The sequence below is a fragment of the Marinifilum fragile JCM 15579 genome, assembly GCF_001310955.1.
Classification (GTDB): Bacteria; Bacteroidota; Bacteroidia; order Bacteroidales; family Marinifilaceae; genus Marinifilum; species Marinifilum fragile.
In genome coordinates, this window is the sequence record NZ_BAZX01000008.1 from 1 (window position 1) to 17,750 (window position 17,750).

General features: G+C 37.0%; 15 protein-coding genes. All 15 read left to right on the forward strand.

Going from position 1 to position 17,750, the window contains the following annotated elements; translation table 11 throughout:
• Positions 1–1,005: 1,005 nt before the first annotated feature.
• The 15 genes from JCM15579_RS21875 (at position 1,006) to ilvC (ending at position 17,678) form a co-directional block, all read left to right on the forward strand.
• Positions 1,006–1,134, forward strand: coding sequence for a hypothetical protein (locus JCM15579_RS21875; protein ID WP_262493501.1), 129 nt, complete (start codon positions 1,006–1,008; stop codon positions 1,132–1,134).
• A 45-nt stretch (positions 1,135–1,179) separates the two neighbouring features.
• Positions 1,180–2,103 carry a carboxypeptidase-like regulatory domain-containing protein gene (locus JCM15579_RS08110; RefSeq protein WP_054718384.1) on the forward strand — a complete coding sequence of 308 codons (924 nt, stop codon included), beginning with the start codon at positions 1,180–1,182 and terminating at the stop codon, positions 2,101–2,103.
• Positions 2,104–2,650: 547 nt separating this feature from the next.
• A complete protein-coding gene (locus tag JCM15579_RS08120; RefSeq protein WP_054718389.1) occupies positions 2,651–3,208 on the forward strand; it encodes a hypothetical protein in 558 nt (185 codons plus the stop codon).
• Positions 3,209–3,618: 410 nt separating this feature from the next.
• Positions 3,619–4,482, forward strand: a complete 864-nt coding sequence (locus JCM15579_RS08125) for an SIR2 family protein (protein ID WP_054718392.1) — start codon at positions 3,619–3,621, stop codon at positions 4,480–4,482.
• A gap of 78 nt (positions 4,483–4,560) precedes the next feature.
• Entirely contained in the window at positions 4,561–4,926 is a 366-nt protein-coding gene (locus JCM15579_RS08130) for a hypothetical protein (RefSeq protein ID WP_054718395.1), read from the forward strand.
• A gap of 276 nt (positions 4,927–5,202) precedes the next feature.
• Positions 5,203–5,556 (forward strand): hypothetical protein, encoded by a 354-nt coding sequence (locus tag JCM15579_RS08135; RefSeq protein ID WP_054718398.1) that lies wholly within the window; start codon positions 5,203–5,205, stop codon positions 5,554–5,556.
• Between the two features lie 97 nt (positions 5,557–5,653).
• Positions 5,654–6,223, forward strand: a complete 570-nt coding sequence (locus tag JCM15579_RS08140; protein ID WP_157471396.1) for a hypothetical protein — start codon at positions 5,654–5,656, stop codon at positions 6,221–6,223.
• A 30-nt stretch (positions 6,224–6,253) separates the two neighbouring features.
• A complete protein-coding gene (locus JCM15579_RS08145) occupies positions 6,254–6,991 on the forward strand; it encodes a hypothetical protein (protein WP_054718405.1) in 738 nt (245 codons plus the stop codon).
• Positions 6,992–7,047: 56 nt separating this feature from the next.
• Positions 7,048–7,623: a hypothetical protein gene (locus JCM15579_RS08150; protein ID WP_054718408.1), complete on the forward strand. Its 576-nt coding sequence runs from the start codon at positions 7,048–7,050 to the stop codon at positions 7,621–7,623.
• Positions 7,624–8,398: 775 nt separating this feature from the next.
• Complete coding sequence (locus JCM15579_RS08155) at positions 8,399–10,804, forward strand: ABC transporter permease (RefSeq protein ID WP_157471397.1); 2,406 nt, start codon at positions 8,399–8,401, stop codon at positions 10,802–10,804.
• A gap of 387 nt (positions 10,805–11,191) precedes the next feature.
• On the forward strand, positions 11,192–11,566 hold the full coding sequence (locus tag JCM15579_RS08160) for a NifB/NifX family molybdenum-iron cluster-binding protein (protein WP_054718412.1): 375 nt from the start codon (positions 11,192–11,194) through the stop codon (positions 11,564–11,566).
• Positions 11,567–12,310: 744 nt separating this feature from the next.
• Entirely contained in the window at positions 12,311–14,146 is a 1,836-nt protein-coding gene (ilvD, locus tag JCM15579_RS08165; protein WP_083464597.1) for a dihydroxy-acid dehydratase, read from the forward strand.
• Positions 14,147–14,169: 23 nt separating this feature from the next.
• Positions 14,170–15,906: a biosynthetic-type acetolactate synthase large subunit gene (ilvB, locus tag JCM15579_RS08170; RefSeq protein ID WP_083464607.1), complete on the forward strand. Its 1,737-nt coding sequence runs from the start codon at positions 14,170–14,172 to the stop codon at positions 15,904–15,906.
• A 96-nt stretch (positions 15,907–16,002) separates the two neighbouring features.
• Positions 16,003–16,518: an acetolactate synthase small subunit gene (gene ilvN, locus JCM15579_RS08175; protein ID WP_054718418.1), complete on the forward strand. Its 516-nt coding sequence runs from the start codon at positions 16,003–16,005 to the stop codon at positions 16,516–16,518.
• A gap of 113 nt (positions 16,519–16,631) precedes the next feature.
• Positions 16,632–17,678, forward strand: coding sequence for a ketol-acid reductoisomerase (ilvC, locus tag JCM15579_RS08180; protein WP_054718421.1), 1,047 nt, complete (start codon positions 16,632–16,634; stop codon positions 17,676–17,678).
• Positions 17,679–17,750: the final 72 nt, after the last annotated feature.

Here is a 17,750-nt window from a genome sequence, read left to right on the forward strand (position 1 = left end):
TTAAAATTTGAGGATAGTATATATATGCAGCAGCCCTTTTCCTCTCTTCAAGGAGAGGATTGAGGTGAGGTGACTTGAAATGGATTATATCGAATTGACCCAATGAACAAAAAATACCTCATTCTATCTTTCTTCCCGATTAATCGGGACAGGCTCTTAAGGAGAAAAGAACACGTGATGTAAAAAAATAGAAATGCATTAGTACAATATAATTAAATTGCCTGAAGGGCATACATCATTCTAGCCCAGGGCAAGGGAGAGAATGCGACCGCCGCCCTGGGTTAATAGCACCGCCATGAAATCGTCGCAACTGCAAATCTTAATAGATCTGGAATAATAACTGCGACGAAATAAAATTGGGATTTAATTTGTCCTCACGCTAAAAAAACACTTCCGCCTTTACCCTTCTCCTTAGTTTGAAAACACTAATGCCTCGCATAGTTGCGAATGGATGTATTTATCTGATAAACAAGCAAAATTAAAATATTACACACGCTTTATTTGGAAATAAAAGAAATAATTCTCTAAATTTATCTAACAATTCAACCAAGTAAGTGCAAGAGTAACAAATACCAAGCAGAGATTGCTCTGCTTCAATCACAAAATACGAGTAAGACCATCTGGTCGAAGTATTTTACATTTGCTGAATGACTCCCTCGATTCCGTTTTGCATCGGAACTTCGCTGTTAGCAATATTTAAGCTCCTATTTATTGGACCTGCATGATCTGCACATTGGTGTAAATGCGCAAGAAATGGAAGAATAAACTTCCAGAGAGCAGGAAAACCAAAAATTATTAGAGGTAAACCCTTTCAGAATGGAAATAGATCCTCCGAGAACAGAAATAGATCCAACGTAAATGGAAATAGACTGTACGGAAATGAAAATAAATCGATCCAGAATGAAAGAAAATCGATTCAGAATGAAGAAAAATTGTTCCAGAATAGAAGATAATCGTTTCAGAATGAAGGAAAATCATTCCAGAATGGAAGAAAATTGATTCTGAATGAAGGAAATTCAATTCAGAACGGAAGGAAATCGATACAGAATGGAAACAAATCCATTCCGATCCTTGGAAAATGGAAGAAGTCAGCTGCTGATTCGAAAAATGTGTAAGGAATTAAAAACGAAATGATAGACTGTTGTTTAATTTGGAGTAAACTACTTAAACTTTATAAAAATGAACAGAGCCAGTAATTTAAAATTAGATTCTTATTTGCAAACACAAGAGGCTTTGAGCCAGAATGTGAGCATTTATGAAAGCAATGTGAACATCAAAGGCCAGGTAGATCAATTTACTTTTGATTTACAAGGCTTGTTGAAATTGAAAGAGGAAGCAGATCAGTCCATAAAGTGGTTGATTGATGAAAAAAATACCATTAAGAAAGCTTTGGAGCTGAAACTCTATTCTTTTTCCAATGCCTTGGTCTGTTATGCCAACTCGGTATGCGATAGCGAGATATTGGAAAAGACATATGTTTCGAAAAAACACCTAATGTGGCTCAGCGAATTGGATCTGATTGATTATTACACGCAGAGTATCGATATAGCCAAAGAGCATGTTACATCTTTGGAATCCTTTGGCATTAACAAAGCAATAATTACAGATGTAGAGAAGGATTGCAAAGCCTTTGAGCAAAAGCGGTTCAAGCTGCTTGCATTAAAAAAGGAGAAGGCCAATGCAAAGAATGAATACAGAATACTACAGAAGAAGATCAATCAGCTTTTGAACAGCAAGCTGGACCATAGCATAGAAAATTTGCGCTCTCTCCATCCCGATTTTGTGAAATACTATTTTGCGACCCGACAAAAGAGCAAAGAGATACAACATCATTTCGATGTGTTGGGCTACTTAAAAGACAAAGCCACCGGCCAACCCATTGCCCTGGGCAAGGTATGGGTGGAAGGTTTGGACCTATCTACCCACATTACCGCAAAAGGAAGCTTTAGATTCAAAGATTTTCCCGAGGGAGAGCACCAACTGATTGTAGAAAATATCAATTACAAAAGCTTGTGCGTGCCCATTCGCCGCTACAAATCGGAACAAAGCAAAATGTATTTGGAAATGGAAGCCATTCCCTTAGAAGCTGAAACTTCGGTATAATCAGCATGCAAATATAGTAGGTGTTTTATCTTCTACTAAGCTTCGATTTGTACCTAAAAGAGAGCAAACAAAGCCAAGTTGTGACAATAGTGCCAAAACTGGGTTGATATTCCATCATAATTATGTAGATTGATTCTAATTTTCTTCCTGAATAGTGCGCAAATACCAGCTTATGGGTAAAATAGATAATTCTCTTAAAATTTGTTACTGTAAAATATTTGCTTTGAAAATGATTGTTTATAAATTTGATTTTCACTACACATGAAAATGATGTGAAAAGAACAGAGAACCGGTTTGCCTGATGTGCAAATGAGTATGAGACATGAAGCTAGTAATGCAACTGAGCGTTATACTCATGTTGCAAAAAGCGAAATTTCAAAGTTTAAAAAACCAATGGGTAATATTTTTAATAACTATACCTAAAGGTTGGGTTAGCCACCCAAACTTAATAGATAAACAAAATGATATAATCAAAATAAACCAACTAGGTTGGGTTAGCCCAACGTTGGGTAGCATACCTTCCTAACAAGAACATCTAGTAAAAAACATGAATTTCGAAATAAAAAAGAATACAGAATTCACCACTATTAATATTAAAAGGGACAAGGTTATATTAGGACTTGTTGCTTTTATTTCTTTATTATTTTTAGGACTTGTTTATATCATTGCTAGAATAGGATTCGAATTGATTTATGCAGAAATCAATCCTATTTTATTGACAATAATAGGAGTTTTCCTATGGGCTGCGTATTATAATTTTTTCAACATTTCTTATCTTCTCATTGGGACTGAAAATATTGAAATACATTCAAATTACATAAAACACACAAAAGTCGTTTGGCTATTTAGACAATCAAAAAAGTATCTAAAAAAAGAAATAATTAATATTGGAATTGGTGATTCATCTAAAGGATTTGGATCAATTGGACTTGATTTTTTGGGTTTATCAACTATAAAAGTTGTTGTGAACCTAAGAAAAAAGAAAAGAATGATTGGAAAACAAATCAACACAGACCAAGCCAAAAGGATAATAAGTGAAATTAATAGTAAAATGTACGCTACCCAACACGCTGGTATAAAGCATGGCTCGGTTAGCTCGTCCTGACACCTTAGTCTACCGTCTTAGTCCCCCTATCGGGTGACACGACACCACGACTAACGCGCCACGACTTCATCCAGCAAACGTTAGGCAACATTAAAGATCAATAAGCAAAATATTAAACCTTATGAGTATAAAAGATAGTAACAATATATTTCTTTCATTTACAGACACATTAGACGATAATGAAAAAAAGAAAAAGATAAAAGAATCCACAAAAAAAGTTTCTTGAAAAGTATCTTGAACTTCAAAATAATATTAAAATAGAATTACCTAAATCTAATAATATAAGTAAACAACAATCGAGTAGGAACATCTATGAAGCTTATCAAAATGATAAACTAGTATTAGTTATTGGTGCTGGAGTATCTATTGAGTTTGGGATTCCTAACTGGAACGATTTACTTCAAAAGATAATGGTGCAAACCATACAAAAAGATAATGATGTATCGGAAGTTCTTTCATCTATGTTTAACAAGATTTTTTCACCAAATCCTTTGATTTCGGGTAGATACCTACAGAGTTATTTCGAAAATAAAAAAGAATCTTTTGAATCTGTTGTAAAAGAAACATTATATACTGGGGTAGACAAGACTAAAGAATCAATTTTGTTTAATGAAATTGTGAAGCTTTGCGTAGCACCCGGTAAAAGCCCCAATTTAGATTCAATTATATCATACAATTTTGATGATATTTTAGAATTCAAACTAGACAATACAAATCTAGATATTCCTTACAAAAGTGTTTATGGTGTGGGCACCGAAATAAAAATTGACGAATTGCCCATATATCATGTACATGGATTTTTAGCCGAAAATAAAAAGAACAATCCTGACGAAAAAATAACCTTTGGTGAAAATAATTATCATCAGCAATATTCAGATTTGTATAGTTGGAATAATATAGTTCAAATAAACAAGTTCAGAGATAACACATGTTTGTTTATTGGAAGTTCTCTAAGTGACCCAAATATTAGACGATTATTAGATATTTCTCTTAAACAAAAAGGTAATAAAAGAAAGCATCATTACATATTTAAAAAGAGAGTATCGACTGACTTTTTAAGAGAAAAAATTAACAATCTATTAGAAAACTCAGAGCTATTAACTCAAAAAAACAATGCAAATCTAAACTTTGACGAAACACTAAAGTTTTTAAGAGATGTACATGAACGTTTTGAGGAAAATGATTCTGCTTCATTAGGTGTTCAAACAATTTGGATTGAGGAATGGAATGAAATACCGAAATTTCTGAAAAAGATGAGGGAAAACGTTGCCTAACAAACCCAGATAGCGCGAGCTTTGCAGCTCGTGCTTTGCGAAAGCAAAAGCTAGCAATTACAACCAAAAATTGTAAACATGAGAACCATATCACAACTCCTACTCCTATTGATGCTAAGTTCATTATTCTCTTGTCAGAATAAAGCTAGTCAGGAAAATGAAGCAGAACCCATGCCTAAATTAATTGACTTTCAGCTTGACAAGTATGAGGGTATCATTGATGAAAAAGTTAGTCAGTATAACGGGCAATCAAGGGTTAAAGAAAATCCATTGATTGTGTTGGATGGTAAGCCGTATCGATATGATGATTTGAAGAAAGAAAAGACACTTAAAGTGTACGCAGATACGATAGTAAGCATTGGTTCTTTGCCATGGGAAACGGGTAAGGCTTTGTATGGTAATCGTGCTGAAGATGGGGTGATCATCATATCGACAACAAGATGACAATTGAATGTGTATTACACACGGTAGCTATATGCTAAGCATGTTTATGGTTTCGATAAGTGGCAACACTTGATGCTCTCACTCAAAGTGAGGGTATCAATATATAATGAATGAGAGCCTCACTTAAAGTGAGACCCTCATGTTACATGCAAGATAAATTCCTCTGCAGATGCGGTAGCAGGGTAAAGGAAGTAATGTTTTGCATTGGGTAAGGACCGACTTGCAGACACGAACCAGCTATGAGAGCATATAAAAACAAATACTAAACCTGATTGAATGACTAAAATAAAAACCATGAAATTAATCTCATTGATATTAATTGCCTTTATTCTTTTTTCTTTTACTCAAGACAAGGAGGAAAAACTAGAAATCAACGTTAAAAATCTTTGTGGTGCTTATGGTGGAGACGAAGAAACAGAAAATGCACATTTTGGAATTTATGAAGATGTGATTTACTATCCTGATGCTGACCTGGAACTAAAATATGAATTAAGAAAGGATACTATAATCACAATTGACAGCGAGAAAAATATAGGAAAGTGGTTAATTTTAAAATTAACAACAGATTCATTGGTATTCTACGATATCAATTATGACCTAAAAACATCATTAAATAGAAGAAAAAAATAGAAAAATCCCGCTGGTGCTCGATTCTATCGCGTTCCATTTTTTTAATAGAACTACAATAGAGGACTCGTGCGGCAGTGATGACAAAATGAATGAAGTTATGGATAGCGAAAAAATAGCCTTGTTTGATATGGACGGAACCATTTGTGACTATGTTGGTTCGATGAAATTGGAGTTGGAAAAATTGAGAGCACCCAATGAGCCAATTGTAGATCCGTTTATGGTGGGTGATGCACCCGAATATCAGTACCTATGGGACAGGATGGAGTTGATCAAATCGGATGAGAAGTGGTGGGCCAATCTACCGAAATATCAACTGGGCTTTGATATTTTTAAGCTGACCAAAGAGTTGGGCTATCACAATGAAATCTTGACCCAGGCACCAAAGAAGAATCCGGCAGCCCTGGCGGGTAAGCTACAATGGATCATCAACAACATAGATGGAGAAATAGAGTTTACCATGACCCGAAACAAAAGCAGGCATTATGGAAAAATATTGGTGGATGATTATCCTGGTTACATCATGCCATGGCTAAAGCACCGCCCAAGAGGTTTGGTTGTAATGCCTTTGAATGAGTACAACAAGGGATTTACCCATGAGAATGTGGTGGTGTATGATGGCAGCAATATTGATGAGGTGAAGGAGATCATCTTGGAGCGAATTGGTTGATTATTACCTGGAAATGAATAAAAATTACATATGAGAAGAATTATTGCTTTTAGCATCTTACTGCTTACATCTTGCTTTGTGAAAGCACAACATGTTGATGTACCTGCATCGTTCAAATATTTGAAATACATAGAGGTTGATGATGGAATGGGGAGCTGTGGTTGGGATCATAACCCAATGGTATTTTATAATGAGAATATAACTACGCTAATACAAAAAACGATTCAAAAAGGGCACCCTTTATACTTTATTGAATCGGAATATTTCGACATCATTGATGTTGCAAGAACTAAAATAGATTATAAAAAGGAGGAGTATTTCAGAATTGTATATGATGGAGGTCCTAGTTGTGATCCAATGTATTCCATCTATAAGGAAGCGGGTGATAGTTTGATTAGAATGGGAACTATTGAATGTTTGGATTTATTTGTTCCTGGCAATGGATATCTGTATACTCGAGGTCATGCCAATACAACATATGACAAGCGAAAGAAATACAAGCTGGTAGGCGATCAGCTGGTAGAGGTAAAACAGCCTTATTATCATGTGGGGATTCGTAGTGAGATCATAGAAAGTATTGTTTTGTATACGGATAAAACACTTGAGGAAGAATTGGCAAAATTGCCCAAGGGAGCAAAGATTGAAGTGCTTTTGAATGAGGATGAAATGTTCCTGTTGAAAACTTCATTTGGTTTGGTTGGCTGGTGGAAACCTGAATCTCTTTATCCTAAAAGTCCGGTGCCTGGTTTGTATTTTCGTGGGGATTAGGAATCTGGCAAATTAAAATCGGCAAAGCGGAATAAAAATTCAAGAGTAATAACTGAATGAGTAGAAGTTTAGAAAATATATTAAGAAAGAATCTGGTTAAAGGAAGAGTTTCGAAGGGGAATAAAAAGCTTGATAACATTATTGTATTCCTATTTATTCTGGGGATAGCTCTGCTGACTTGTGAAATATACATTTACAGAAAGACATTGATTGAATTGAAAATTCCTTTGATGATTTGGTTAACGCCTGGAATTGTTCTAACACCTATTTTTTACAACAAGCTGAATGATATCGATGGAATGAAGGCACATTGGAGTCTTCACTATATTTTACATAGCTGTATGACAGGTGCGTTTGTATTATTTAGCTTTATGGCAGTGAACTATTTTTTTGCCGATAATGAAGTTGTAAGCAAGGAGTTTAAGGTGCAAGAAACAGGGAGCTTGGCTGGTGGAAAAAGAAATAGAAACAAAAGATCACCTTATGTAGTCATAAATTATGAAGGAATGGAAAAGCAACTTGTTTTTTCAAATTCGCAGATGGATAAGGTAATGAACTCAAAGTCGGCAGTGCTCAAAGTAAGGAAAGGAAGGTTAGGGTTTGATGTGTTGGAAAACTACACGGTGAAATAGGCTTATCCAGAATGTATAACTCCTAAGGAGTACCAAGTAGGCGGTTTAAACCTGTCTCACATGAAGACATTATAAATAGATTTGCACATTTAATAACTCATAAAATAGATTTTTAAGAGGTCCTTTTCTGTCCCATAAACTTAAAGCAGACTTCATACTAAGCAAACATTGCAAGAGAAAAGAAAAACCATATTTGCAATGTACTTATGTCTGATTAAAAACAGATGAATCATTAGTTAGGTTATTGTTGTTGCGTGAGCTCTCAAGCGAGAGCTCTTTTTTATGAAAGTTACCAATACCTGAATAAAACAGATAACGGTACTCTGTACCTTTATTATTTGTTAAATTGAAGTATCTACAAATATTACGGTGCCCTGCACCTAGGCATTATACAATTCATAATCATTAGAAAAGCAGCAGAGCTGTGCAGGATTTGTAGTTTAATTATTAACAAGTCAAGCTAGGTGCAGAGCACCGTAACTTTCATTTGTATAGTATCTACCTTATTATCATGAATGTTTTAATATAAAGTCCAATAGTAGAAAAATAAAAAAGTGGAATGGTCTAAATAGGGGAATGATTGAAGAGTTTGGGAGGGAGTGTGCGAATCTGTGTTGAAATGTAAAGAGTGCTGAAAATCGTACAGTTTAGTGTTCGAAGACGAACAGGTTATGAACAGAAATACAATGACTTTATTTTACAATTTGTTGATATTTAATGCTAAGTGAATGCTGGTGTGGTATTTGATACGGCTTACAAATCAAAACCCAAACTTATGATACGAAACTATTTCCTGATTGCCTGGCGCAATTTGTTAAAGAACCGTGTGTTTACCTTGGTAAATATACTTGGACTTGCCATTGGTATAGCCGCTTGTTTGTTTATTTCCTTGTATGTGAATTATCACAACAGTTACGACAATTTTTATGATGATGTAAATGATATTTACCGTGTGAGATGGGAACGACACTCTCAAAAAGGAGATGAGATTCGTTTTGCATCAGCTTGTCCTGCAGTAGGAGAAGCGTTTAAAGAATCATTTCCAGAGGTTGAAGCCCTTGCTCATTGTTACAATGCCCATGGTGTTTTTAGATATGAGGATAAGGTTTTTCAGGAAGACAGAGCTTATTGGGTAAACAATGAGTATTTAAACATGTTTTCCTTCGAGTTTGTGAAAGGAGATCGAGCGACTGCATTGATTGCAGAAAATTCAGTAGTAATTTCGGAAAGTATAGCTCGAAAGTATTTCCAAAATGAAGAGCCTGTTGGTAAATTTCTGAAGATGAATAAGGATTTGGTTTTGGAAGTGAAAGGGGTTTTTAAGGATAGACCTGCGAATGTACACTGTAAAACAGATGTTTTGCTCTCTTACAAAACTTTGGCTCGTCTTTATGGGCCCAGGGTAATGAAATCGTGGCTGTACAGTGGTTTTTATACTTACGTAAGATTAAAAAAAGGAAGCGATCCCAAGCAGGTTGAGGCCAAGGTTCCTGCTTTGCTCGAGAATCAAATCAGTGAGGTGCTAAAGAAATTCCAATTGGAAATGTTTTTCTACTTGCAACCCGTTAAGGATATTCATCTGAGTTCTCACTATATGCAGGAATTGGAAACCAACGGCGATAAAAAAACAGTAAGCTTTCTATACATCATTGCTTACTTTATCATTCTGATTGCCTGGGTTAACTTCCTAAATTTGTCTACCATATCATACATTGGAAGAGCCAAGGAAGTAGGTTTAAGAAAAGTAGTGGGAGCTTCAAGAACCAAAGTGATATTGCAGTTTTTGATGGAGTCTTTGCTCATCAATCTGATCGCTGTTGGTCTGGCTATGATATTCATTGAGCTGTTCATGTCTGGATTTAAAAGCCTGACTGCCATTCCTGTAGAATACAGCATTTGGCATCAGAATTGGTTTTACTGGAATTTACTTGCCATGCTCTTTATTGGGGTATTCATATCAGGAATGTATCCGGTTTGGGGATTGAACTTTACGGATATGAATAAAATGCTGAAAGGAGAATACCAGGGAAGTAAGGCGGGATTGGTACTTCGAAAAGGTCTGGTACTGTTGCAATTTGTCATTTCGATTGTATTGATTGCAGGAACCTTAAGTGTGATGATGCAGTTGAACCATATGCACAAGTTGGATCCGGGTTTTAACAAGAATGATATCATTGTGTTGAGTACGCCAATGGTGGGCGATTCTACTTTAATTCACCGAAGAGATGCCTTTAGGGAAGAGCTTGAACGCCACCCGCAAATTAAATCGGTTTCCTATTCTTCTTATGTGCCGGGAGAGGATATCAAATCGAATTTGGGAAGTATTTACCGCGAAGGCGATGAACCCACAGCCAGTAAAAATTACAGGTTGATCCAGGTAAACGAGGAGTTCTTGGATTTGTACGAAATGCAAATGTTAAAAGGAAGAAATTTCTCTAAGCTTCATCTTTCGGATAGCAAGGCTGTGGTAATAAATGAGAAAGCAGCTTACCATTTGGGTTATAATAATCCATCCGATGCAGTCGGAGATAATATATTTCTGAGTAGGGAAAAGAAAAAAGTGATTGGTGTGATCAGGGACTATGCACATCAAACTCCAAAGGAAGAACATGAGCCGATTATTTTTCTTACTCAACCTGGTGTTTTGGGCAGTCTGTCTGTAAAACTAGAGGCTCCTGTTTCCAAGAAGTTGATCCATTTTATTGAGGATCAATATCAGACTTTGTTTGAGGGAAATCCTTTTAACTATTATGTATTGAATGAGGCTTACGAAGCACAATATCAGGATGATATCAGATTTGGAAAAGTGTTTGGAATATTTGCCTTATTGGGGATTATCATCACCACTCTGGGCTTGTTGAGTTTGTCAGCTTTTACAGCTAATCAGCGCAAAAAAGAAATCGGAGTTCGTAAGGTTTTGGGAGCAAGTGTTAAAACCATATTACTGATGCTCTCAAAGGAATATTTTAGACTTTTAATTATTGCAACAGTCGTAATGTTACCATTGTTCTACTTTGGCATTCACTATTGGTTGAATGGTTTTGCTTCACAAATGGAAATATCAGTATTGCTGTTTATTGTGCCTGTGTTTGTAGTGGGAATCGTTGCCATTTTAACGGTAAGTTACCAGTCCTACAAAACTGCCAATTTAAACCCTGTGGATTCGATAAAATATGAATAAAAGGAACAAAGGTTGAAAAGCAAAATGGTAGAATAGTAGAAAGGTAATGTGATGCAGAGACCGGCCTCAACCACGCAGGTGGGGTCCCATTGGTAGAGAATGTTTTGAAACGGGATTTTCCAGGCATGGGAAGATCAAGCTGCTTATACATAGAAAACTTTCTAGTAAGACGGGGAAGCTTCGAAGAATTGAGAAGATCGTTAGTTTGTATACTATAGATCATTAAGATTTAGATAATAGGAATTCACATTTAATCACCCCATTCACTCCTAAAATACAAATAGAAAGCACAGAAGTTTGCACGATTATTATTGTTTTGTACTTTTGAGGTCTGAAATGAGTATATTCTCATTTAGTAGTACTTAATCAAAAGAAAATAAAACAAATATGAAAATTGCAGTACCAGTTACCAGTAATAAACAAGTTGATGGACATTTCGGACATTGTGAATTTTATAATATCTATACAATTTCAGAGCAGAACGAGATTGTAGGAAGTGAAATCATGGATTCGCCGCAAGGTTGTGGTTGTAAGTCGAACATTGCTCCATTATTGGCAGAAGCTGGCGTAAAAGTAATGCTTGCAGGAGGAATTGGTCAAGGTGCCATTAATGTGCTTTACAGTAATGGTATTCAGGTGGTTCGCGGATGTTCTGGAAGTGCTGATGAATTGGTTCAACAATTTATTGCAGGAATGGTAGAAGATAGCGGAGAAACATGTAATCATCAACATGGAACTGATGGACACTCATGCAATCACTAAAAAAAGAAAAAGCCAAATTTGATGTGTTAATTTGTTTAAATCGAATAGAGGATACATCAAAAAAATTGTATTGTGATTCTCTTTTTTTATTGATTTTGGATGAGAAAATATCAGCGCAAAGCTTTGCGAAAAATAAGTTTGGAGTAATAAAATTGAATTGAAGCTAACATTTTCAGAAAAAACCTATAAAAATAATAAATACAGAAAATCAGCTAGTTATGAATTTTATTTAGAATTAATTTTTCGTAAAAACAGGAATTGGGAATCGTAGGATTTGGAAAAAAAAGATTTTTTCACATACATTTGTCGCATAGATTTGTCAGCGTAATCAGATCGAAAGTGATTGTAAATGTTCGTTGACAAAATTAAAAACAAACAAAAAAAATTACAACATGCGTTTAAGCACAGTCATTATTATTAACGTCATTATTCTTGTCCTTCTAGGACACAGAACGGGGCTTTGCATGTTTAAGTAAACGAATTTAATTGTTACAAAATATCTAAAGCCTCTTCAAAACGAAGGGGCTTTTTTTTGATCTGGTTATTGTATGTTATCATTTAACGTAATCATTATTGTCATTATTATTTCTATCGTCATTATTAGAATGAGGATCAGGGAAGACGTGCATATACAATAACTTCGAAGCAAACGAATTTATGAGCGCTCTTCCCAAAAGGAAGGGCGCTTTTTTTGATCTGTAAGTGAGAACAAACACAAGATAAACGATTTAACTATTAACCGAAATGTATAAGAAACCGTTACGAAGTAATCAAACCACACAGGGCCGAAGAATGGCGGGAGCCAGAAGCCTTTGGCGTGCCAACGGAATGAAGGAAGAGATGTTTGGCAAACCTGTAATTGCTGTAGTAAACTCTTTTACGCAATTTGTACCCGGACACGTTCATTTAAAGGATGTTGGCCAGATGGTAAAGCAGGAGATTGAGAAGTCGGGCTGCTTTGCTGCCGAGTTCAATACCATAGCCGTAGACGATGGGATTGCCATGGGACATGACGGCATGTTGTATTCACTTCCATCAAGAGAAGTAATTGCTGATAGTGTGGAGTATGTGTGTAATGCACACAAGGTAGATGCCATGATCTGTATCTCGAATTGTGATAAAATAACGCCTGGAATGATGATGGCGGCAATGAGGCTGAATATTCCAACTGTATTTGTATCAGGAGGTCCGATGGAGGCTGGAGAATCGAAAGGTGAAAAGCTGGATTTGGTAGATGCCATGGTAAAAGCTGGAGACGACAGTGTAAGTGATGAAAGATTGCAAGAGATTGAAGAATCTGCTTGTCCAACTTGCGGATCGTGTTCAGGAATGTTCACAGCCAATTCGATGAACTGTTTGAATGAAGCATTGGGATTGGCATTGCCAGGAAATGGTACTGTTTTGGCAACTCATGCCAATCGCAAGCGCCTGTTTATGGATGCTGCAAACTGCATTGTCGAGATTACCAATGCTTACTACAAGGATGGGGATGAGAGTGTTTTGCCTAGATCAATTGCAACATTCGAAGCCTTTAAGAATGCAATGACTTTGGATATTGCAATGGGTGGATCGACCAATACTGTACTGCATCTTTTGGCAATTGCAAGTGAGGCAGAGGTTGATTTTACCATGAAGCACATGGATGAGCTATCACGCAAGACACCAAACCTTTGTAAGGTAGCACCAAACTCAGATAAGTACTACATCGAAGATGTGAATCGTGCTGGTGGAATCATGAGTATTCTTGGAGAGTTGGCAGCTGGCGGATTGTTGAATACCAATGTTGGTAGAGTGGATTACTCTACATTGCAGGAAGCCTTGAACGATTACAATCTAAACTCGAAGACGGTAAGCGATAAAGCTTTGTCTACTTACCATTCAAGCCCAGGTAAAAAGGGAAGAAACTTGAGTTTTGCATCTCAGAATGAAGTATATGCCGATTTGGATGCAGATCGTGAAAATGGATGTATCCGAAGCATGGAAAATGCTTACACCAAAGATGGTGGACTGGCTGTATTGTTTGGAAATATTGCACCTGATGGTTGTGTTGTGAAGACAGCAGGAGTTGCCGAAGAGGTATTCAATTTCACGGGCAAGGCAAAAGTTTTTCAATCACAACGTGATGCTTGTGAAGCCATCCTTACCAAAAAAATAGAAGCAGGTGATGTAGTGGTGATTCGTTATGAGGGACCATCGGGAGGACCAGGCATGCAAGAGATGCTGTACCCAACTTCCTATTTGAAATCCATGGGCCTTGGAGCCAAATGTGCACTCATTACCGATGGAAGATTTTCAGGAGGAACCTCAGGCTTATCCATTGGGCATGTTTCTCCGGAAGCAGCAGCGGGAGGATCTATCGCACTCATTAAAGATGGAGATCAAATTGAAATCAGTATCCCAAACAGAAGTATCAATGTTTGTATTTCGGATGAGGAACTACAGGAAAGAAAAGCCGAAGAGGAAGCATTCGGAAAAGAGGCATATCAGCCAAGAGGCCGAGGTCGAGTTGTTTCGAAAGCACTGCAGGCTTATTCAAAACTAGTCTCCTCGGCAGACAAAGGAGCGATACGACAATTGTAATGGAACAGCAAAAAACGAACAAAATGGAAACAGCAACAAAAGCAGAAAATATCAAGGAGATGAATAATACAGGTGAAACCTTATCCGGGGCAGAAATATTGGTTCGTAGTTTAATACAAGAAGGTGTTGATACCATGTTTGGATACATAGGTGGTGCCATTATGCCTGTTTACGATGCTTTGTATGATTATCAGAAAGAACTAAAACATTATATGTCGCGTCATGAGCAAGGTGCAACTCACAGTGCTCAGGCTTATGCCAGATTGACCAAAAAACCAGGCGTTTGCTTTACCACTTCGGGACCAGGAGCTACCAATCTAATAACTGGTTTGGCGGATGCTTATTTGGATTCGACTCCTATGGTTGTAATTACAGGACAGGTTCCTAGTGGTTTATTGGGATCAGATGCCTTTCAGGAAACAAATATGGTTGGACTTTCGATGCCGGTTACCAAATGGAACTTCCAAATCACGAAAGCAGAAGAGATTGCAGAGGTAATGGCGAAGGCATTTTACATTGCTCGCACAGGACGCCCAGGACCTGTATTGATTGATATCACAAAGGATGCACAGGTTCAAAAAGCTGAATACAAGTATGAAAGATGTAAAGGGATTCGTTCGTATCAGCCGGTACCAAAGCTAAATATGGATGAGATATCCGCAGCAGCTGAGCTCATTAATTCTGCCAAGAAACCTATGATACTTGCCGGTCAGGGAATCTTATTGTCGGGAGCAGAGCAGGAGTTGATGGAGTTTGCGGAAAAGACAAATACACCAGTTGCTTGTACTTTATTGGGCTTGTCTTCATTCCCTACTGATCATCCATTGTATGTTGGAATGTTGGGAATGCATGGAAACTATGGTCCTAATATGAACACCAACCAATGTGATGTTTTGATCGCTATTGGGATGCGTTTCGATGATCGTGTAACTGGGGATACATCGAAATATGCCAAGCAAGCAAAAATCATTCACATCGATATTGATAGATCTGAGCATAACAAAAATATTAGAGTTGATGTTCCGGTATTGGCAGATGCCAAGCAGGCATTAACAGAACTGAATAAAGTGGTAAGTGGTTCTGAACGTGAAGAGTGGATGCAGTCTTTCAAAGATTATTACCGATTGGAGTATGAAAAGGTGATTGAAAAACAAACGCACTCATCTCGTGAGAGAATTAATATGGCGGAGGTAATTGATTGTCTGTCGGAAAAAACAAATGGTGAGGCAGTACTTTGTACAGATGTAGGGCAGCACCAAATGACAAGTGCAAGATATTACAAGTTCAAGAATCCAAATACACAGGTTACCTCTGGTGGATTGGGAACCATGGGCTTTGGAATGCCGGCAGCAATTGGAGCTCAAATTGCAGATCCAAATGCAACCGTTGTTTCGGTTTCGGGCGATGGTGGTTTCCAGATGACCATACAGGAATTGGCGGTAATTCGCCAGTACAAGTTGCCGGTGAAGTCGATTGTATTGAACAACTCATTCCTTGGAATGGTACGTCAGTGGCAGGATTTATTCTTCGAACAGCGATTTTCATACACAGAGATGGACAATCCTGATTTTGTGAAAATTGTAGAAGGATACGGCATTAAGGCAAAAAGAGTGAGCAAGCGAGAAGAATTGCAGGATGCGATTCAGGAGATGCTTGACTTTCCGGGAGCTTTCTTCCTTGAAGTGGTTGTAGAAACGGAAAGCAATGTATTGCCAATGATTGCTCCGGGCGCTGCAGTATCTGAAATGAGACTGGAATAATTGGTAATTAAGAATTAATAATGAGTAATAAAAGATTGATTATACAATCTGTAAATAATCTAACTACTTAATACTAGTTACTAAATATCAAAGAATATGAAAGAGTACACAATAACGGTTTTTTCCGAAAATAATATAGGATTGTTGAATGAGGTAACAATAGTTTTCTCTCGTCGCAAAATCAATATTGAAAGTTTAACAGTTTCTGAATCAGAAGTGAAGGGAATTTCTCGATACACCATTGTAGCTTTTATGGATGAGAGCAAAGTAGAGAATGTGGTGTTGCAATTGGAGAAGATCATCGGTGTTTTTAAGGCACTTTATTTTGAAGCAGAAGAGATTGTTCATCAGGAAGTAGCATTGTTTAAAATTGCAAATTCTTCCAAGTTGAATGGTAATTTGGAAGCTTTGGTAAGAAATCAGAATGCAAAAATTTTGACTGTAAATCCTGAATTTCTTGTAATAGAAAAAGTGGGTTATAAAGCCGAAAATCAACAGCTTTTTAACGAATTGGAACAGTATGGAGTGTTACAGTTTGCACGTTCAGGAAGAGTGGCAGTTTCTTGTTTGCAAAAGGATTTTACCAAATATTTAAAAGAGTTTGTTGCTTAGTAATGAGCAATGTAATAATAGAAAAGTACTAAAATAGAATCTAATAAATTAACCATGATTTTGGACTTGGAAAATTTAAACGCAAGACCAATATCTAATAATCTTAAATCAAAATGGCAACAATTAATTTTGGCGGTGTAGAAGAACAAGTAGTAACTCGTGAAGAATTTCCATTGGATAAAGCTCGCGAAGTATTAAAAGAGGAAACCATTGCAATTATTGGTTATGGAGTACAAGGGCCAGGTCAATCATTAAACCTAAAAGATAATGGCTTTAATGTAATCATTGGTCAGCGTAAAGAATCAAAAACTTGGGATAAGGCTGTAGCCGACGGTTGGGTTCCAGGAGAAACGCTTTTCGAAATTGAAGAAGCTTTGGAAAAGGCAACTATCATCCAATACTTGCTTTCGGATGCTGGACAGATTGCTGTTTGGCCAACCGTTAAAAAATATTTGACTCCAGGGAAAGCATTGTATTTTTCTCACGGATTTGGAATCACATACAAAGAACGTACAGGTATTGTTCCTCCAAAGGATGTTGATGTAATTCTGGTTGCACCAAAAGGTTCGGGAACCAGTTTGAGAAGAATGTTCTTGGAAGGTAGAGGTTTAAATTCATCTTATGCAATTTTCCAGGATGCAACCGGAAAAGCTTTTGATAGAGTTGTTGCATTGGGTATTGGTGTTGGTTCAGGATACCTGTTCGAAACTACGTTCAAGAGAGAAGTATACTCTGATCTAACTGGTGAACGTGGAACATTGATGGGATGTATTCAGGGAATTTTTGCAGCTCAGTATGAAGTTCTTCGTGCGAATGGTCACTCTCCATCCGAAGCTTTCAACGAAACTGTTGAGGAATTGACTCAAAGTTTGATGCCATTGGTTGCTGAGAACGGTATGGACTGGATGTATGCAAATACTTCAACTACTGCACAACGAGGAGCTTTGGATTGGTGGAAGCCTTTCCGTGATGCTACCAAACCCGTTTTCGAAAAACTATACAAAGAAGTTGCTGCTGGTAATGAGGCTCAACGTTCTATCGACTCAAATAGTGAAGAAAACTATCGTGTGAAGTTGGAAGAAGAATTGAAGGAATTACGCGAAAGCGAAATGTGGCAAGCAGGAACAGCTGTTCGTAAGCTTCGCCCAGAAAATAACTAGTGCAGTTAGTTAGGTAAAGTAGTTATTGTGTGAATGGAAGGGTGGAATATATTATTTTCTACTTTTTCATTC